The organism is Streptomyces sp. NRRL S-37, from assembly GCF_000721605.1.
In the GTDB taxonomy this organism is placed as follows: domain Bacteria; phylum Actinomycetota; class Actinomycetes; order Streptomycetales; family Streptomycetaceae; genus Streptomyces.
On sequence record NZ_JOIZ01000019.1, the window covers coordinates 70,582 to 89,203 of the forward strand.

At 74.4% G+C, this 18,622-nt stretch carries 16 protein-coding genes; 7 read left to right on the plus strand and 9 right to left on the minus strand.

The features are described from left to right. Positions 1–21 precede the first annotated feature (21 nt). From IH50_RS0126045 to IH50_RS0126060, 4 genes are all read right to left on the minus strand, one after another. A complete protein-coding gene (locus IH50_RS0126045) occupies positions 22–1,605 on the minus strand; it encodes a protein kinase domain-containing protein (protein ID WP_030867064.1) in 1,584 nt (527 codons plus the stop codon). A gap of 78 nt (positions 1,606–1,683) precedes the next feature. After that, positions 1,684–3,156: a sulfite exporter TauE/SafE family protein gene (locus IH50_RS0126050; protein ID WP_030867068.1), complete on the minus strand. Its 1,473-nt coding sequence runs from the start codon at positions 3,154–3,156 to the stop codon at positions 1,684–1,686. Beyond that, positions 3,153–4,670, minus strand: coding sequence for a tetratricopeptide repeat protein (locus IH50_RS0126055; RefSeq protein ID WP_324617153.1), 1,518 nt, complete (start codon positions 4,668–4,670; stop codon positions 3,153–3,155). The genes IH50_RS0126050 and IH50_RS0126055 overlap by 4 nt, the downstream gene beginning before the upstream one ends. Positions 4,671–5,188: 518 nt before the next feature. Then, on the minus strand, positions 5,189–6,721 hold the full coding sequence (locus tag IH50_RS0126060; protein WP_030867075.1) for a DUF4331 domain-containing protein: 1,533 nt from the start codon (positions 6,719–6,721) through the stop codon (positions 5,189–5,191). Positions 6,722–6,963: 242 nt separating this feature from the next. Here IH50_RS0126060 and IH50_RS0126065 point away from each other — a divergent pair, with 242 nt between their 5' ends. The 3 genes from IH50_RS0126065 to IH50_RS0126075 all read left to right on the plus strand — a co-directional run bounded on the left by IH50_RS0126065 (position 6,964) and on the right by IH50_RS0126075 (position 8,723). Then, positions 6,964–7,506 (plus strand): sigma-70 family RNA polymerase sigma factor, encoded by a 543-nt coding sequence (locus tag IH50_RS0126065; RefSeq protein WP_030867077.1) that lies wholly within the window; start codon positions 6,964–6,966, stop codon positions 7,504–7,506. After that, positions 7,503–8,321, plus strand: coding sequence for an anti-sigma factor (locus tag IH50_RS0126070; protein WP_030867081.1), 819 nt, complete (start codon positions 7,503–7,505; stop codon positions 8,319–8,321). The genes IH50_RS0126065 and IH50_RS0126070 overlap by 4 nt, the downstream gene beginning before the upstream one ends. A gap of 126 nt (positions 8,322–8,447) precedes the next feature. Then, a complete protein-coding gene (locus tag IH50_RS0126075) occupies positions 8,448–8,723 on the plus strand; it encodes a hypothetical protein (protein ID WP_030867084.1) in 276 nt (91 codons plus the stop codon). 201 nt (positions 8,724–8,924) lie between these two features. On the opposite strand, the gene IH50_RS0126080 is transcribed toward IH50_RS0126075, so the two are convergent. Next, positions 8,925–9,707 carry an ABC transporter permease gene (locus tag IH50_RS0126080; protein ID WP_030867086.1) on the minus strand — a complete coding sequence of 261 codons (783 nt, stop codon included), beginning with the start codon at positions 9,705–9,707 and terminating at the stop codon, positions 8,925–8,927. Beyond that, complete coding sequence (locus IH50_RS0126085; RefSeq protein WP_030867088.1) at positions 9,704–10,672, minus strand: daunorubicin resistance protein DrrA family ABC transporter ATP-binding protein; 969 nt, start codon at positions 10,670–10,672, stop codon at positions 9,704–9,706. Before IH50_RS0126085 ends, IH50_RS0126080 begins: the two co-directional genes overlap by 4 nt. Positions 10,673–10,735: 63 nt before the next feature. Here IH50_RS0126085 and IH50_RS0126090 point away from each other — a divergent pair, with 63 nt between their 5' ends. Continuing rightward, on the plus strand, positions 10,736–11,449 hold the full coding sequence (locus tag IH50_RS0126090; RefSeq protein ID WP_030867091.1) for a TetR/AcrR family transcriptional regulator: 714 nt from the start codon (positions 10,736–10,738) through the stop codon (positions 11,447–11,449). Between the two features lie 3 nt (positions 11,450–11,452). On the opposite strand, the gene IH50_RS0126095 is transcribed toward IH50_RS0126090, so the two are convergent. The 3 genes from IH50_RS0126095 to hmgA are packed head-to-tail and all read right to left on the minus strand — an operon-like array spanning position 11,453 to position 14,792. Beyond that, positions 11,453–12,637 (minus strand): type ISP restriction/modification enzyme, encoded by a 1,185-nt coding sequence (locus tag IH50_RS0126095; protein WP_030867093.1) that lies wholly within the window; start codon positions 12,635–12,637, stop codon positions 11,453–11,455. Positions 12,638–12,662: 25 nt separating this feature from the next. After that, the gene (locus tag IH50_RS0126100) at positions 12,663–13,412 is read right to left on the minus strand and encodes a GntR family transcriptional regulator (RefSeq protein WP_030867096.1); all 750 of its coding nucleotides are present in this window, start codon (positions 13,410–13,412) and stop codon (positions 12,663–12,665) included. Positions 13,413–13,439: 27 nt separating this feature from the next. Further along, positions 13,440–14,792: a homogentisate 1,2-dioxygenase gene (gene hmgA / locus IH50_RS0126105; RefSeq protein WP_030867098.1), complete on the minus strand. Its 1,353-nt coding sequence runs from the start codon at positions 14,790–14,792 to the stop codon at positions 13,440–13,442. A gap of 176 nt (positions 14,793–14,968) precedes the next feature. On the opposite strand from hmgA, the gene IH50_RS0126110 reads away from it, so the two are divergent. From IH50_RS0126110 to IH50_RS0126120, 3 genes are all read left to right on the plus strand, one after another. Beyond that, positions 14,969–15,544 carry a hypothetical protein gene (locus IH50_RS0126110; RefSeq protein ID WP_030867103.1) on the plus strand — a complete coding sequence of 192 codons (576 nt, stop codon included), beginning with the start codon at positions 14,969–14,971 and terminating at the stop codon, positions 15,542–15,544. 29 nt (positions 15,545–15,573) lie between these two features. After that, a complete protein-coding gene (locus tag IH50_RS0126115; RefSeq protein WP_030867106.1) occupies positions 15,574–16,191 on the plus strand; it encodes a TetR/AcrR family transcriptional regulator in 618 nt (205 codons plus the stop codon). Between the two features lie 106 nt (positions 16,192–16,297). Then, positions 16,298–18,562: a molybdopterin oxidoreductase family protein gene (locus IH50_RS0126120; RefSeq protein ID WP_030867109.1), complete on the plus strand. Its 2,265-nt coding sequence runs from the start codon at positions 16,298–16,300 to the stop codon at positions 18,560–18,562. Positions 18,563–18,622 lie beyond the last annotated feature (60 nt).

An 18,622-nucleotide genomic window follows, 5' to 3' on the forward strand; every position in this document is an offset into this window, starting at 1 on the left:
GTCCGTATTCGTCAGCGCCCGTCAGTACCCGTCGTCCGAACCGGAAGGAGAAGCGGAGGCCCCGCCCGTCGGGGTCTCCGCCTCGCACGTCACCGAGAACGGCACCGTCTCGGAGACCGTCCGCACCGGCTCCCGGACCTCCACACCGATCCCGCTTTCGAACGTCCCGGTCTCCGAGTACGTCGTCACGACCACCGTGTCCTGTTTCGTGCGCCCGTCCCCCTCGGGGAACGACAGCTTCCGCCAGCCCGGATCGTCCACCGAGCCGTCCTCGGCCACCCAGCGGTAGGAGACCTCGGCCGGCAGCCGCCCCACCGTGAACGTCGCCGTGAACGCGGGCGCCAGCGCGTGCGCCGGCGGACAGCTCCCGGAGTACTCCGTGTGCGCGCCGGTCACCGTCACCGACACCGTCTGCGGCGGGGGAGTGGACTTCTCCTCCCCCTCGCTCGCGGTGGGGGACGGCGCCGGACCGTCCGTCGCCGGCGTCCCGCCGCCGTCGTCCTCGTCGTCGCCGGTGTGCGCGGGCGAACTCGCCTGGCCCTTGGTGCCCTTGGCGTCGGGTCCGTCGTCCCCGCGGTCCAGCAGCGCGTACGTCAGCCCGGCCAGCGCCAGGGCCAGGACCACCACACCCGCCACCAGGGCGACCGCGGCACGCCGGTCGCGTCCGGGCCGGGTGACCGCGGTGGTCGCCGCCGGCGCTCCCGTGACCGGCGGCGGGGGAGCGGACGGGTACGCCCCCGGCTGCGGCAGCGCGGCCACCGTCGGGGTGTACGGCACCGGACGCGCCGTGTCCGCGCGGGGATCACCCCCCGCCCCGACGAGCCGCAGGTCCTGCTCCGCCCGCTCCGCCGGCAGCCGCTCGGCCGGATCCTTCCGCAACAGCCCCTCGACGACCGGGGCGAGCGGACCCGCCCGGCGCGGCGGCGGCAACTCCTCGTCGACGATCGCCCGCAGCGTGCTGAGCGGGGTGTCCTGACGGAAGGGCGAGTGGCCCTCGACCGCCGCGTACAGCAGCACGCCGAGCGACCACAGGTCCGACTCGGGCCCCGGCGTGCGCCCCAGCGCCCGCTCCGGCGCGAGGAACTCGGGCGAACCGACGACCTCCCCGGTCATGGTCAGCGCCGAGCTGCCCTCGACCATGGCGATCCCGAAGTCGGTCAGCACGGTCCGCCCGTCGTTCGCGATCAGCACGTTGGCCGGCTTCACGTCCCGGTGCAGCACCCCCGCCCCGTGCGCGGCCCGCAGCGCGGCGAGCACCTCCGCGCCGATGTGCGCGGCCCGCCGCGGGGACAGCGGTCCCTCCGCGTCCAGCACCTCGGCCAGCGACAGACCGCGCACCAGCTCCATGACGATCCACGGACGGCCGTCCTCCATCGCCACGTCGTACACCGTCACCACGTTGCGGTCGGCGATCCGGGCCGCCGCCCACGCCTCCCGCTCCAGCCGCGCGTACATCCGCTCCACGTCGGACGCCGGCAGTCCGGCCGGGGCGCGCACCTCCTTGACGGCGACCTCGCGGTGCAGCAGCTCGTCGCGGGCCCGCCACACGGTGCCCATGCCGCCCTCACCCAGCGGTGACAGCAGCCGGTACCGGCCCGCGACCACCCGCTCACTGCCCGGTTCTTCGGACACGGCGCCCCCATTCGCATCCGGGCGAATTCTCCCTTTCCTCATGAAAGTAGCTCAGCCGAGTGCGGATGCCGCCCCCCTGAACACCAATCCGGCACCCAGGGCCACGACGACGAACGCCGATCCCAGGGGCGCACTCCGGCGCACGAGCGTCGCCCACGGGGCCGCCGTCCAGCGGGGGCGCCGGGCCAGCAGCCTGGTCACCCCGCTGCCCGCCTTCACGACCGCGTACCCGGCCGCGGTGAGCGTCAGGGCCAGCCCGACGCCGTACGCGACGACGAGCAGTAGCCCGAACCAGGCCTGGCCGAGCGCGGCGGCGCCGACCAGCACCACGACGGCGGACGGACTGGGCACCAGCCCGCCGGCGAAACCGAGCAGGACCGTGCCGCGCAGGGTGGGGGCGGTGGGATGGGTGTGGGTGTGACCGCCGTGCGTATGGGTGTGCGTGTGCTCGTGCTCGTGCCCGTGGTCGTGATGGTGCGCGTGGTTCCGGTGGCGCAGGGCCCGGCGTACGAGGCTCACGCCGGCCAGGGTGACGAGTGCCCCGCTCGCGATGCCCAGCCAGGCGATCACCGAGGGCGCGGCGGCCGAACCGGCCGTGACCAGCAGGCCCAGGGCGACCACGCCGAGCGTGTGGGTGACGGTGACCGAGGCGGCCATGGGCAGGACGTCCCGCAGCCGGGCCCCGCCCCCGCGCGCCGCCGCCGTCGCGGCCATGAGCGTCTTGCCGTGGCCGGGGGCGAGCGCGTGCATCGCGCCGAGCCCGACGGCGATCAGCAGCGCGAGCGCGGCGAAACCCGCGGTCAGGTCGCGCCGGGCGACGAGGTCGTCGAGCGCGCGGGTCCAGCGGTCGGCACCGCGCGGGAGCACGGCGGAGGCGGGAGCGTCGGCCTCCGCCCCCGCCTCCGTCAGCGCCGGACCGCCCGGACGGACGCGCAGGGCCGCGGTCCTGGTGTCGGCCGGGGACGAGAGCAGCTTCTCCGGATACCGGGTCAGTTCGCCGGACGGCGAGGCCGTCGGTACGTCCGAGGCGATGAGGGTCGTACGGTCGCCCCGCGCGGTGATCTCCCGCCAGCCCGGCCCGGACGACGCGCCCGCCCCGCGGAAGCGGAGGCCGACCGTCTCGCCCTCGGGGAGGGGCGCGGTCAGCCTGCACTCCACGCGCAGGGTGTCGAGCCCCGCCTGACCGGGCCGCACGCGCGCGTGCGCCGCGCGCACGGTGAGCGGGAACGCCCGCCCGTCGACGTGCGTCTCGCTGTCCCGCGCAGCCGCGGCACAGCGCTGCCGGGCCCAGGCGTCCCCGCCCAGCCGTTCGAGGTCCGGGCCCGCCTGGGCAGCCGGGATCTCGGCGAGGTCCTCGACGTGGTGGACGCGCAGCTCACCGGGTGCGACCACCAGCCCGTCGTGGCGGTTGACGGTGAAGTTGCCGAGCGGGTGCGCGCTCGCCGCCGTGGCCGGGACCAGCGCGAGCGCGCAGGCGGCGGTCAGGCCGGCGGCACCGGCGGCGACGCGGCGGCGGAGGTTCACCGTGCTCCCTCCAGTTCCTTCAGCGCGGCGCGGGCCGCGCGGGCGCCGAGTGGGGAGAAGCCGGGGTTCAGCTCCAGCGCGGCGGTGAGGGAGCGGCGGGCGGCGCGGTCGTGCCCGGCGGCCTTCTCGATCATGCCTCGGTGGTGGAGGAAGGCGGCGTTGCGGTAGCCGGTGGCCGTGGCGCGGCGGGCGTACGGGAGGGCCTCCTCGTCGCGGCCGTTGACGTGCAGGGCCCAGGCGAGGGCGTCCGCGGTGTGCACGCTGTGCCGCCGGTCCCACTCCGCGCGGGCCGCGCGCAGCGCCTCACCGGCGTTCCCGTGGTCGGCGGCGGCGAGCGCGGTGTCCAGGCCGGCCTCGACCCCGCCGGCCCGGGCCAGCGCGGTCCAGGCGTCGACGAGGGCGTACTGGTCGCGTGCCCTCGCGCGGTCGCCGTCGGCGCCCCGGTCCTCGTACAGCTCGCCGAGCGCGACCAGCGGGCCGGGCAGAGGGGAGCGGACGACGACCTGCTCCAGTGTCCCGATGGCGCCCGCGCGGTCACCGCTCGCGGCCTGCGCGCGGGCCCGGCCCTCCAGGGCGGGGAGGTAGCCGTCGTCGGCGGCGAGCGCCCGCGCGTAGTGCGTGAGAGCCGTCCCGTACTCGCCCTGGTTCCAGGCGAGCTGTCCCAGCGCGGTCGCGACGTACGCCACGTCCCCGGGCGAGGACGCGCTGTCGAGGGCCCGTCGCAGCACCTCCCGCGCGGTGCGCACGTCGCCCCGCAGCTCCCGCACGTACGCGTACCGCGTGAACACGGGTACCCCCGGCCGCCTGCGGTCGGCGGTGGCGGCGGCGCCGGCGGCCTCCTCGTACCGGCCGAGCTCGACCAGCGCGTCGATACGGGAGCACAGGGCGCGCTCGCTGTAGGGGTTCCGCTCCAGGGCCCGGTCGGCGTGGGCCAGGGCGCCGGTGAAGTCGTGCCGCGCGGCGGCGAGGGCGGCCTGCCCGGCGAGGGCCTGCTCGTTGCCGGGGGCGAGCGCGAGGGAACGCTCGAGCGCCCGCTCGGCCTGCGGATAGCGTGAGGGGTCCCCCTGGGTCCGCGCCTGCTCGACGTAGGCGGTCCCGAGCGTCGCCCAGCCGCCGAAGTCCTTCGGCTGCGCCCGCAGATGAGCCTGCAACGACCGGATTCCGGCCCCGAGATCACCTCCGGCGAGCACCCCGGCGACGGCCGCCGGCGCGGCACCGGCCGCCCCGGCCCGTCCCTCGTCCCGCCCGCCTCCCATCGCGACGCTCCCGGCGGTGACCGCGACGGCCAGCAGGACGACACATGAGACGACACGCGGCCCCCGCCCCCGCCGGGCGGCAGCGGCGAACCGCCGCAGGGCCGCGCCCCGCGCCCCGGCGCGACCCGCCCCGGCGGAGGCCGCCGGATCCCCACCCGGTACCCGGTGGCCGGGCTCCGCCTCCGGACGCCGGCCGGCGCCCGGCACGTGCTCCGCCCGCGGGTGCCGGGCGGCCTCCGTCCCGTCCTCGGCCGGCACACGGCCGGTGGTGTCCGCCCCGCGCCCGTTTCCCGTCCCGTGCCCGGCTTCCGGGGCACGTTCCGCCTCCGCGCGGCGACCGGTCCCCGGTTCGCTCTCCGTCCGCGCACGGCTGGTGGGTTCCGCGCCGCGGGCGACCTTGGGTTCGTGTCGTGCTTCCGCGCGGTGACCGGTCTCCGTCTGTGCACGGCCGGTGGGCTCCGTGCCGCGGGTGGCCTTGGGATCGTGTTCCGTTTCCGCGTCGCGGGTGGCTTTCGGCTCGTGTTCCCGCGCCGCTCCGCGCGCGTCCGGCTGTTCCCGACGCGGCTTCACCGCGTGCCCTTCTTCCGGTGCCCCGGCCGGCGGCCCGCCCCCGGTGGGCGGCCGTGGGGCGTCCGGTGTTCCGCCGGGGCAGGATGCCGGCGGGGCGGCCGCCCGCTCGTCGTCGCCGGCGCTGTCGTTCGTACGCGGAGCCATGGTCTCTCCTCGGTGTTCGGCGGCGCGGTCCGTGCCGCTGGGACGGGCCGCGCCGATCAGGGTCAGTACGCCCGGCCGCGCATCCGGCGCCACCACGCCAGCGCCAGGCCGATCAGCAGCAGCCCGCCGGCTCCCGCACCGGCGGACGCGGCGATCAGGGTCGTGTTGTCGGCCCCGTCCGCGCCGGCCGGCCGCAGCGCGTCACCGAGCTGGTTGCGTACGTCGTTGCCGCCGTCCACGCCTTTCGCGAGCGGGCCGCGCGACCCCTCCGTCGGGTTCGCCAGATACGGGAAGGCCGCACCGAACTCCTTGTCGTTGGCGTCGACCGCGTCCCCCAGGTCGTTCTTCGCTCCGACCAGTTCCCCCTCGACGACCTGCAGCGAGGCGTCGATCACGTCGTCCGTCAGCCGGCGCCCGTTGGGGAAGCCGGCGTTGTCCCCGTCCAGGACGCCCAGCCGCTTCGGCTCGGCGGCCGGCTCGATGGACGTGTTCAGCCGCAGCATCTCCGAAGGTTTCACGTGCGGCGGCTGGTTGAGCCCCTCGACGCCCTTCAGGAACACGTCGACGAGATCATTCCGCGGCTCGTCCGGCGCGGGGATCTTGTAGATCGCCTCGATGAGCTTCGGCAGCTCCGGCTCCGTGACGTTCTTCAGGAACCGCGCGTCGTCCCACGGCGCGGACGCGTTGAACGTGTCCTTGTCCTTCAGCGGATTGACGACCTCGTTGACCAGCGGGTTGCCCAGCCGCGACACCTGCACGAAGTGTCCTTCGGCGTTCTTGCGCTGCGTCGTCGACCAGATGCCCACGACCGGCTGGTCGGCGGACTCGGTGATCAGGTGGGTCGGGACCTGGAGCGCCAGGGAGTTGACGTTGTAGCCCTTGAGCGTGTCGTTGCCGACCTCGGAGAGGTTCCCGCCGTACAGCAGGTCGAAGACCCGCAGGTCCAGGAAGAACGGGTCGTCGGCCTGCCCGGCGAACGTCGTCGTCCCGCCCGCCAGTTCGCGCACCGCCTGCTCGCGCAGGGTGCCGTAGTCCGGCATGGACGCCTTGCCGACGTTCGACGGTGCGACCGGCACGTCGTCCGCGATCTTCGTGCGGGACACCGCGTGCTGGTCCTTCAGTTTCAGCAGCTCGATGTCGTAGGTCTGCGTGATGTTGAGGTCCGGGTCGTCCAGACTGGTGACGGGGCCGGTGTTGTACAGGAACGTCTTGTCGTTCTTCGTGTGCGTCCTGAACGTGTAGCGGAAGAGCAGCTCGCCCTGCGCGTCCCCGTTGTTGTCGATGTGGATGTCGTACTGCGCGTCCTCGGCGAACGTGAAGAAGTTCGGCCCGCCGGCCGGCTCCTCGAAGGGGATCCAGTTCGCGATGATCGTCGTCGTGTCCGGCTTGTCGGGACTGACGAACGCGTACAGGTCCGTGTTGTCGTACTGCGGGGTGCCCGAGATCAGCGGGGCCTCCCGGTGGCTGGAGGCGGAGGCCGCCTCGGGTTCCAGCGCGGTCACGCCGGCCGCCGCGAGCCCCCCGGCGGCCAGCGCCCCGCAGATCAGGGTCGCGAGACTCCCGCGTCCCGCACCGGTCCTGGAGTCAGTTGTCATGCCGTCCGTCCTCAGTGCCGACTTGCCTTGACGCACTGGGTTTCGGAGCGGACGACGGGCCGGATTGGTGGAGTTCGGAATTTCTTCCGGCCCCTCCCGCCGGACCCGTACGCCCGTAGCATTTCTCGCTGCCGGCCCGCGTTTTCGGTCCGTCGATCCGTACTTACCGTCCGGAGGCTCGCTCGCCGCGCAGGCCTCGTGTGACCGGGCGGCCCGCAGGGGCCTGGAGAGGGGGAGGCGCGTTGGAGGCGGACGAGCTGCTGACGCTGGTGGCCGGGGGTGACCAGAAGGCGTTCGAGGACCTGTACGCACTGGTCTCCGGGCCGGTGTACGGGCTGGTGCGGCGCGTGGTGCGCGATTCCGCCCAGTCCGAGGAGGTGGCCCAGGAGGTGCTGCTCGAACTCTGGCGCTCCGCCCCGCGGTTCGACCCCGGCCGGGGCAGCGCGCTGTCCTGGGTCCTCACCCTCGCCCACCGCCGCGCCGTCGACCGGGTGCGCAGCGCCCGCGCGGCCGGCGAACGCGAGCGGCGCGAGGCCCGGCGCGGTCACGAACCCGCCTTCGACCAGGTCGCCGAGGAGGTCGAGGCCGGACTCGAACGCGAGTGGGTGCGCCGCTGCCTGGACCGCCTCACCGCGCTCCAGAGACAGTCGGTCACCCTCGCCTACTACGACGGCTACACCTACCGCGAGGTGGCGGAGCGGCTGTCGCTGCCGCTGGGCACGGTCAAGACCCGTATGCGCGACGGACTGACCCGCCTGCGCGACTGCCTGGGAGGCGCGGCATGAGCCTGTTCGACCGACTGGCGCGCCGCGGGGACCCGCACTCCCTCGCCGCCCCCTACGCCCTCGACGCCCTGGAACCCGCCGAACGCGTCCGCTTCGAGAAGCACCTGGAGTCCTGCGCCCGCTGTACCGCCGAGGTGCGGGCCCTCGCCGAGGACGCCGTCCGCCTCGCCTGGTCCACGGCCGCCCCCGCGCCCGCCGCGCTGCGGGACCGGGTCATGGCCGCCGTACGGACCACCCCGCAGGAAGCCGCGTCCCGGGAACCGGCACGCGCGCGTGACACGCGGCTCCCACCGCACGTCTGGGGCGCCGCGCCCCCGCCGCACCCCCGCGAGCGGCGCCGTGCGCCGCTGTTCGTGCCGTTCGCCACGGCCACCGCCGCCGCGGCGCTCGTCGTCGCCGCGCTCTTCGCCGTCCAGGCGGACCGGACCCAGGACCGACTGGCCGCCGAACGCGACCGGTCACGTGAGATCGCCCACGTTCTCGCCGCCCCGGACGCCCGCGTGAGCAGCGGCCGGGACGCGCGGGGCCGTACGATCGGAGTGATCGCCTCCGCATCGACCCGCAGTGCGGTCGTCACCCTCGGCGGATACGACGACCCCCCGAACGGACGTGTGCGCCAGCTCTGGCTCATGGGCCCGGACGCACGACCGCGTTCCCTGGGGCTGTTCGAGGGCGACACGCCCCTGATCGCCTCCGGCCTCGACACCGCCGCGACGTCACTCGCCGTGACCGTCGAACCTGATGGCGGGTCACCGCGCCCCACTTCGCAACCCGTCATCCAACTCGCCCTGAAAACGGTCGGATTCGGAGAGTAATCGACGCGTGTTCGTCAACCCCCTTATGGGGAAGGTGAATCCTGTGACCTCGATACACGAGTGCCCGAACGGGGCGATAGGGTTACCCTGCCCGGGCCGGGTGGACTCGTACGGGTGGGGAGTGACATGGAACAGATAACGGTGCGCAGCAGGGCCAGGGTCCCTGCGATCACGTGCGGTAGCAGCGCGACCAGTTCGCGCCTCGACCGCCATCTCTCGGTTCTCGGGGGCCCCGCGGTCCCGCAGCGGGAGACGGCCGAGGCGACGTCGCTGATGCGCGAGCTCATCGCGCGTGACACCGCGCACGACCGCGGCGCCAGGGGCGCGCGGGCCCGGGCGAGCCGCGTCTCGCTCTTCGCCCCGCTGCGCCGACTGCGCCGCTCCCTGTTCGGCAGCCGGTAGCGCCGGCGCCCGGACGGTCCACCTCCGTCCCGGCGCGGCGCCCCGCCCCGTCCGTCATCCCCACGGCACGCGGCGGCCCTCCGGCGCCCGACCCGACACCGGCACCTCCCCATGCCGGCGCCCCCGTTCCCGCCCGGCAGCGCTCCGGGGGCACACCGGTCGGTTCCATCCTGGCAGGGACCTGACATCCGCCCCGGGACCTCACCCCCTCCCGCGCCCGTACTGCCGTACCGCGAGCGGTACGAACACCACCAGCAGCACCGCGCACCACCCCAGTGACCCCGCGACGGGATGCGCCACCGGCCAGGCCGCCCCGTCGGGCACCGGCGCGTTGCCGAACAGGTCCCGCAGCGCCGTCGCCACCGCGCTGATCGGATTCCACTCCGCGACCGTACGCAACCCGTCCGGCAGCCCCGCCGTCGGGATGTACGCGCTGGACAGCAGCGGCAGCAGGAAGGTCGCCCCGCCGAGCTGACCGGCCGCCTCCTCGTTCCGGGTGAGCAGACCGAGGAACATCCCGATCCACACGCACGCGAACCGGAACAGCAGCAACAGGGCGACGGCACCCGCGGCTGAGAGCGCGCCGCCCTCCACCCGCCAGCCCACCGCGAGCCCCACCAGCAGGAACGGCACCGTCCCGGCCGCCGTCACCAGCACGTCCGCCGCCGCCTGGCCCACCGGCACGGCCGCCCGGCTCACCGGCAGCGTGCGGAACCGGTCCGTCACCCCCCGGTGGACATCCTGCGCCGACTGGAACATGCCGGTCATGACCCCGCCCGCCGCCGTCGCCACCAGCAGTCCCGGCACCAGGAAGGACCGGTACTCCGCACCCGGTACGGCGAGCGCGCTGCCGAAGACGTAGCCGAAGAACAGCAGCATGCTGACCGGCATCGTCTGGGTGAGGATCAGCAGCCCCGGGTTGTTCCGCATCCGCCGCAGCTGCCGGCCGAGCATCGCGGTGCCGTCGTACGCCAACGTGCTCATGCGGCACGCTCCTTGTCGTCGAGGGGGTGGTGGCCGGTTCCGCCGGTCAGCCGCAGGAACACGTCGTCGAGGGTCGGAGGCCGCAGGCTCGCGTCGAGCAGCGGCACGCCCGCCGCGTCCAGCGTGCGCACCAGGTGGGGGAGGGTGAGGGTCGGGTCCTTGGTGACCGCGCCGACGGCGTTGCGCTCCCGGTCCAGGGACGGCCGGGCGCCCGTCATCCGGTCGAGCACCCCGGCCGCCGCCGTCAGCGCCTCCGCGTCCGCCACCACCACCTCGGCGTGCGTGCCGACCAGCGCCTTGAGCTCGGCCGGCGAGCCGGTGTGCGCGACCCGGCCCCGGTCCACCAGGGCGATGTCGTCGGCGAGCCGGTCGGCCTCCTCCAGGTACTGGGTGGTGAGCAGCACGGTCGTGCCCTCACCGGCCAGTTCCCGCACCACGTCCCAGATGAGAGTGCGGCTGGCCGGGTCGAGCCCGGTCGTCGGCTCGTCCAGGAACAGCACCTCGGGACGGCGGATCAGGCTCGCCGCCAGGTCCAGCCGGCGCCGCATACCGCCCGACCAGCCGGACGCCGGCCGGTCGGCCGCCTCCGTCAGCCCGAAGCGGTCCAGCAGTTCGGCGGCCCGTGCGGCCGCCCCGTCCACCCGGTGCAGCCGGGCGAACAGCCGCAGGTTCTCGCGGCCCGTGAGGTCCCCGTCGATCGAGGTGTCCTGCCCGGTGACGCCGATCCCGCGCCGTACGGCGGCGGCCTCCCGTACGAGGTCGTGGCCCGCGATCCGCGCGGATCCCGCGTCGGGCCGCAGCAGCGTGGTCAGCAGCCGTACGGCCGTGGTCTTGCCCGCGCCGTTGGGCCCGAGCACCCCGCACACCGTGCCCTCGGCCACCGCGAGATCCAGCCCGCGCAGGGCATGGACCTCCCCGAAGCGCTTCTCCAGACCCTCACTAAGTACAGCGTACGTAGTAGTCATGAGACGACCATAGCGCACTACGTACGGTGTACGTAACTACGATGGTGGGCGAGGTGATGAACGATGGCGGGCCGAGCGGCCGAACCCCACGTGATCTGGGCGCGCCCCGAGCGCACCGGCCGCGGACCGCGACCGGCGTACACGCGCGCCGACATCGCGGCGGCGGCGGTGCGGATCGCCGACGCGGAGGGCCTCGACGCGGTCTCCATGCGCCGCGTCGCCGCCGAACTGGGCTGCGGCACGATGTCGCTGTACAACTACGTCCCCCGCAAGGAGGACCTGCACGAGCTGATGGTGGACGCGGTCGGCGGCGAGCACGAACTGTGGGAGCCGGGCGGCGACTGGCGCGCGGACATGCTCCAGGTGGCCCACCGGACCCGCGCGCTGATGCACCGCCACCCCTGGCTGCCGCGGCTGATGTCACCGGTGTACGGCTTCAGCCCCAACTCCCTGCGGTTCCTCGAACACTGCCTGGCCTGCCTGGACCCGCTCCCCGAGCCCTACGGCACGAAGCTGGAGCTGATCGCGATGCTGAACGGCGTCGTGACGACCTACGTCTCCAACGAGCTGGCCACCGCCGAGCGGACCCGTTCGCTGCCCTGGTCGCAGGAGCAGGAGGACGCGGTCCGGATCGCCTACCTGGGCGGCCGGATCGCGAGCGGTGCGTACCCGCGGATGGCGGCGGCCTTCGCGGAGGACGCCGGGCCGATCGACCTGGAGGCGGTGTTCGAGCGGGCGCTCGGCCGGGTGCTGGACGGCTTCGAGCCCCGCGGCTGACCCTCAGATCAGCGCGAGCTGGCCCTCCGGCCCCTCCTCGTGGGCGTCCAGCACCGAGGCGGGGCGGCGTGCGGAGGGCGGCACCGGGAGCACGCCCGCCGCGCGCAGCTCGGCCGGTGTGACCGGGTCGGGGAGGGCGGCGTCCGTCAGCGCCTCCTGTTCCGGGCGCAGTTCGGCCAGCAGGGCGAGGACCGTGATCAGTTCCAGGAGCTCCGAGGTCCAGGCCTGCGGCCAGCCGGCCGGCCCGATCGCGGCCAGGGTGCCCGGCTCGGCCGGCCGCGTGCGGGCCGCGCACCACTGCTCCAGCACCCGGACCCCGCCGGCCTCGAAGTCCCAGGCCCCGGACGGCACCGGGGAGATGCGGCCCTCGTCGAGCAGCAGCGTCTCCCCGTCCCGGTCGTAGTCCACGGTCACCGGCCGGGAGGGCAGCGGGGCGCGCACGTACGGGCGGCGCCCGCCGGGGAGCCTGGGCCGTTCCCCGTCGCGCCGCGACAGCCACAGCATCCGGCGGCCCACCGCGACGCCCCGGTCCCACACGCCGGCGTCCCCGGTGAGCGGCACCGCGGGCCCGGCGGGCGTGGCGCGCGCCGCCGCCATCGTCCAGGCGAGGACGTCCACCGGCGAGGTGTCCCGGTCCAGCCGGGCGGTGAGGTGTTCCGTCAGGCCCGGAGCCAGGTTCGGTTCCGCGGCGCCCGGCCGACGGTACAGCGGGCGGACGCGGCCGGTGCGCAGCAGCGGCGGCAGGGACGTGGCCAGCAGGGGAGGGCCCGTGAGGTCCCGGGCCGTGCCCGCCTCCACGACGAAGATCTGCCGCTCGTCCGCCACCCGCCACAACTCCGGCCGGGCCGCGTCGATCAGCCGCTGGTCGGGGATCAGCCACTGTTCGTCGAACGGGGCGTACAGGACCCGTACCGGCTCGGGGCACGGACCCGACGCGCGGGCCAGCCTCTCCGTGCCGCCGCTCTGCCCCGGCAGCCGGCCGACCGCGGTGTGCGGCGTCCGGGAACGGGTCGGCTCGAACAGTGCCTCGCGGTCCGGCCCCTCGGCCTTCACCAGGGCGTCCCAACGGGCCTTCAGGGACGCCGCGTCGGGGGCCGCCGGCCACCCCCGGCCGAGCCGCGGCGGTGCGACGGACCACGGCATGAGGTCCGCCAGCAGCGGAGCGTCGTCGTGCGTCACGCAGGGCATCGTACGGCCTGTGGGGGGTGGCGGATCAGGTGGCGTCCAGGGTCACCGTGAAGGAGAAGCGGTCGCCCCGGTAGTGGATGACGGCCACGTCCAGGGGACGGCCGTCGGTGTCGTAGGTGACGCCCGTGTAGTGCAGGATCGGGCTGAGCAACGGCACTTGGAGCAGCCGGGCCGTCTCCGGGTCCGCGAGCCGCGCCTCCACCGTGTCCGTGATGCGGCTGATGTCCGCGCCGACGACGTCCCGCAGCACCTTGGTCATCGGCCACCGCAGCAGGTCGCCCGGGTCGATACGGGCGGCCAGTTCGGGACGGACCCAGTTGCGGGCGTGGTTGGTCGGCTCGCCCGTCTTCTCGTCACCGCGCAGCCGGTGGTACGCCGCCGCCTCGGACAGGTCCGGGAAGTACTCGGCGAGCTCCGCAGGCACCGGCGCCGGACCGTGCTCCAGCAACTCGGTCGTCATGCCGGACTGCTGGGCCACGATCGCGTCCACCGAGCCCAGCAGCCGCACCGGGGCGCCCCGCCGGGCGCCGGGCTCGATGAACGTGCCGCGCCGGCGGTGGCGGGTGATCAGCCCCTCGTCCTCCAGCTCCTTCAGCGCCTGCCGCATGGTCAGCACGCTCACCCCGTAGTGCCCGGCGAGCTGCTCCTCGGTGGGCAGCCGCAGCGGGTCCTGGGGCGAGCGGCCGAGGATCGAGGCGCGCAGCGACTGCGACACCTGGTACCAGAGCGGCAACTTGCGGTTCAGGACGATCGAATCCGGAGCGAAGGAGGTCACGGGCTATCCGTACCGGTCGGGGAACGTTCAGTGCAACGGCTGGAAGTGACGCTCGAGTCCCTGCCACACGCCGTCGTAGCCCTGCTGGAGGTGGTCCGCCCGTGCCGCCTGAGGGGTCAGGGACACCGGCCAGCGGGTCTCGAACATGAAGGCCAGGCCGTCGTCGATCTTCTGCGGGCGCAGCTCCGCGGCGCTCGCCCGGTCGAACGTCTCCCGGTCCGGGCCGTGCGCCGACATCATGTTGTGCAGCGAGCCCCCGCCCGGCACGAAGCCCTCCGCCTTCGCGTCGTACGCGCCCTCGATCAGGCCCATGTACTCGCTCATCACGTTCCGGTGGAAGTACGGCGGCCGGAAGGTGTCCTCACCCACCAGCCAGCGGGGCGCGAAGACCACGAAGTCCACCCCGGCCAGCCCCGGGGTGTCGCTCGGGGACGTCAGCACCGTGAAGATCGACGGGTCCGGGTGGTCGTACGAGATGGTGCCCATCACATTGAAGCGGCGCAGATCGTAGGCGTAGGGCACATGGTTGCCGTGCCAGGCGACGACATCCAGCGGGGAGTGGTCGTACGTGGCCGACCACAGGTTGCCGCAGAACTTGTTCACCACCTCCACCGGCCCCTCGACGTCCTCGTACGCGGCGACGGGCGCCCGGAAGTCCCGGGCGTTGGCCAGCCCGTTGGCGCCGATCGGGCCGAGGTCGGGGAGCCGGAACGGCGCCCCGTAGTTCTCGCACACATAACCGCGGGCAGAGTCCTCGAGGAGGTCCACACGGAACCGCACCCCACGAGGAATCAACGCGATGTGTCCCGGCTCCACATGCAGCAGGCCGAACTCCGTGCGCAGCAGCAGCCCGCCGCGCTCGGGGACGATCAGCAGCTCACCGTCGGCGTCACCGAAGACCCGGTCCATCGAGGCGTTGGCGTGGTACAGGTGCACGGCCATGCCGCTGCGCTGGGTGACGTCCCCGTTGCCGCCCAGGGTCCACAGACCGGCCAGGAAGTCCGTCCCCTCGGCGGGTTCCGGCAGCGGGTTCCAGCGCAGCCGGTTGGGGTCGGGCACGGTCTGGGTGAAGGGCGCGGTGCGCAGCGACCCGTTGCCCGTGCGGGTGAACGCCGGATGGGCGGCCGACGGGCGGATCCGGTACAGCCAGGAGCGGCGGTTCTCCGCGCGGGGCTCGGTGAACGCCGTACCGCTCAGCTGCTCCGCGTACAGCCCGAGCGGTGCGCGCTGCGGCGCGTTGCGGCCCTCGGGCAGGGCGCCCGGGACCGCCTCGGAGCTGTGCTCATTGCCGAAACCGGAGAGGTGCTCCAGCCCCTCGGCGATCTTGCGCGCTCCCTCGCGCTCGAACGTGCTCGTGCGGGTGGTGCCCCCATCGCTCATGCCCGGTGCTCCCTTGCGGTCGGATTCCTATGGAACACCGTAGGATTGCGGTTTCCGCGGCGCAAGGGGAAGCCGCGATCTCCGTTCCCCCTCCGCCCTCCTCCTCTCGGCGGAGGACACGGAACCCGACTTCAGGGGGATCCGCGAGGTCGTACCCGTGTTCTACGCTCCCCGGCATGTCGTGGACGCGGAGCCTGATCACCGCGCTCGCGGTCTGTGTCGCACTCCTGGCCGGATCCGCGGGCTGCGGTCCGAGCGATGCCCGGGGCGAGGACGGGAAGCCGTCCTCGCCGGCCGGTGAACTCCTGGACGAGCGGGACGGGGCGGGGCGCCCCTACCGCGAGGTGGACGAGGAGGACGCGCCCGCCGTCGGCGTCGAGGTCACCCCCGACACCGACGGCGGCTGGGACGTACGGCTGACCGTGCGCAACTTCCGCTTCTCCCCGGACGGCACCCGCGGGCGCGCGGTCGCCGGCCGCGGACTGGCGCACCTGGAGCTGAACGGCCGCCGCGTCGCCCTGCTGCGCACCCCCGAGTACCACCTCCCCGGCGACTCCGTCCCGCGCGGCACGCACCACGTCACCGCCCGCCTGTACGCCGACGACGGCTCGGTGTGGGCCGTGGACGGCGAACCCGTGGAGAGCACGGCCGACATCACCGTGTCGGACCGGGAACCGGGCGCCGCGCCGACAGGAACGGCCCCCCCGGAGCCGGCGCGCGGAGCGGACCGGCGGGGCTCTGGCGGAGGGTGAGGTTCCCCGGGCGGGGACGAGCGGGCATGATGAGGCCCGTGCCCCACGCGACATCGCTCCGCCGAGCGCCGGTGCAGCGGCGCAGCGCCGAACGGCTGGCCAGGATCCTCGACGCCTGCGCCGCACTCCTCGACGAGGCCGGCTACGACGACCTGAGCACCCGCGCGGTCGCGGAGCGCGCCGGCGTGCCCATCGGCTCCGTCTACCGCTTCTTCGGCAACAAGCGCCAGATGGCCGACGCGCTGGCCCAGCGCAACCTGGAGCGCTTCACGGAACGGGTCACCGAACGCATCGCGGTCACCGGTGACCGGGGCTGGCGGCACGCCATGGACGTCGTGCTCGACGAGTACCTCGACATGAAGCGCACCGCCCCCGGCTTCTCCCTGGTCGACTTCGGCAACCAGATACCCGTCGGCACCCGCCGCACCGAACCCAACCACCGCGTCGCCGACCGCCTCACCGACCTGCTCTCCGGCCACCTCGGCCACGCGGCCGACGACGACCTGCGCCGCGCCGTTCTCGTCGCCGTCGAGACCGCCGACGCCCTCGTCCACCTGGCCTTCCGGATGGCGCCCGAGGGGGACGAGAAGATCATCGGCGAACTGCGCGAGATGCTGCGGGCCCATCTGGCCCGGACGCTGGACTGAACCCGGCCCCGAGCGCCTCCCGGGCCGACCCCTCCCCTCCATGCCTACCGGTCGGTATGCTCGGCCCGTCCGCGCGCCACCGCAGCCGCCGCACCCGGGAGGACCCGTGTCCCGCACCGCCCTTCGTATCTGCCCCCTGTGCGAGGCCACCTGCGGCCTGACGCTCACCATCGACGACGGCCGCGTCACCGGCGCCCGCGGCGACCGCGACGACGTGTTCAGCAAGGGCTTCATCTGCCCCAAGGGCGCCGCCTTCGGGGCCGTCGACTCCGACCCCGACCGGCTGCGCGCCCCGCTCGTCCGCGTCGACGGGGAACTGCGCGAGGCCACCTGGGCGGAGGCGTTCGACGCCGTGGCCGCCGGGATACGGCCCGTCGTCGAGCGGTACGGACCGCACGCCGTCGGCATCGTCCTGGGCAACCCCAACGTCCACACCGTGGCCGGCGCCCTCTACCCGCCCGTGCTCATCGCCGGGCTCGGCACCCGCAGCCTGTTCACCGCCTCCACGGTCGACCAGATGCCCAAGCACGTCGCCTGCGGACTGCTCTTCGGCGACGCGAACGCCATCCCCGTACCCGACCTCGACCGCACCGACCACCTGCTGCTCATCGGCGCCAACCCCCTGGAGTCCAACGGCAGCCTGTGCACCGCCCCCGACTTCCCCGGCCGGCTCAAGGCGCTCAAGGCCCGCGGCGGCACCCTCACCGTCGTCGACCCGCGCCGCACCCGCACCGCCCGCCTCGCCGACCGGCACCTCGCCGTCCGCCCCGGCACCGACGCGCTGCTGCTCGCGGCACTGGCGCACACCCTGTTCGACGAGGGCCTGGCCGACCCCGGGGAACTGGCACCGCACCTGACGGGGCTCGACGAACTCGAAGCGGCGCTGCGCGACTTCACCCCCGAGGCCGTGGCCCCCGCCTGCGACGTCGACGCCGCCACCCTGCGCACCCTCGCCCGGGAACTCGCCGCCGCCCCCACCGCCGCCGTCTACGCCCGCATCGGGAGCTGCACCGTCCCGCACGGCACCCTCGCCAGCTGGCTCGTCGACGTCCTCAACATCCTCACCGGCAACCTCGACCGGCCCGGCGGCGCCCTCTTCCCGCAGGCCGCCACCGACAGGACCCCGCGCCCCGCCGGACCCGGCCGCGGCTTCGCCCTCGGGCGCTGGCACTCCCGGGTGAGCCGGCACCCCGAGGCCAAGGGCGAACTGCCGCTGTCCGCCCTCGCCGAGGAGATCGACACCCCCACCGACGACGGCGAGCCGATCCGCGCGCTCGTCGCCGTCGCCGCCAACCCGGTGCTCTCCGCCCCGGACGGCGACCGGCTCGACAAGGCGCTCGGCTCACTCGACTTCATGGTCAGCGTCGACCCGTACCTCAACGAGACCTCACGCCACGCCGACGTCGTCCTGCCGCCGCCCCCGCCCGCGCAGAGCCCGCACCACGACTTCGCCTTCAACACCCTCGCCGTGCGCAACCAGGTCCGCTACACCCGCCCCGCCGTCCCCCTGGAGCCCGGCCGGATGGCCGAGACCGAGATCCTGGCCCGGCTGATCCTCGCCGCGACCGGCACGCACGGCGCCGACCCCGGCGCCGTCGACGCCCTGGTGACCGACCAGACCCTCGCCAAGGCGGTCCGGGAGCCGCACTCCCCGGTCCACGGCCGCGACCCCAAGGAGCTCGCCGCCCTGCTCACCGGCGAGAACGGCCCCGAACGGCGCCTCGACATGATGCTGCGCCTCGGCCCGTACGGCGACGGCTTCGGCGCCGACCCCGACGGGCTCACCCTGGAGAAACTCCTCGCCCACCCGCACGGCATCGACCTCGGCCCCCTGCGCCCGCGGCTGCCCCGGCCGCTGAAGACCCGCAGCGGCACGGTGGAGCTGCTCCCGGAACCGATCGCCGCCGACCTCCCCCGGCTGCGCGCCGCCCTCGGCGAACGCCCCGCCGGACTCGTCCTCGTCGGCCGCCGCCACCTGCGCTCCAACAACAGCTGGATGCACAACGTGCCCGCCCTCACCGGCGGCTCCAACCGCTGCACCCTGCACCTCCACCCCGAGGACGCCGCACGCCTCGGCGTACGGGACGGACAGCCGGTACGCGTCAAGGGCGCCGGGGGAGAGGTGACCGCGCCCGCCGAGGTCACCGACGTCGTACGTCCGGGGGTGGTGAGCCTGCCGCACGGCTGGGGGCACGACCGGCCCGGCACCCGCACGCGGCACGCCGCCGCCGACCCCGGCGCCAACGTCAACCAGCTCCTCGACGGCAGCCTCCTCGACCCGCTGTCGGGCAACGCCGTCCTCAACGGCATCCCCGTCGAGGTGGCCCCGCTGGACGCCGCCGTGACCGAAACGTTCCGCGCTCTGACCTGAGCAAAGCTGTGACCTGGGGTTTTGCGCTTATTGCTCGCAGGTCAACGTCTTGTTAACGCC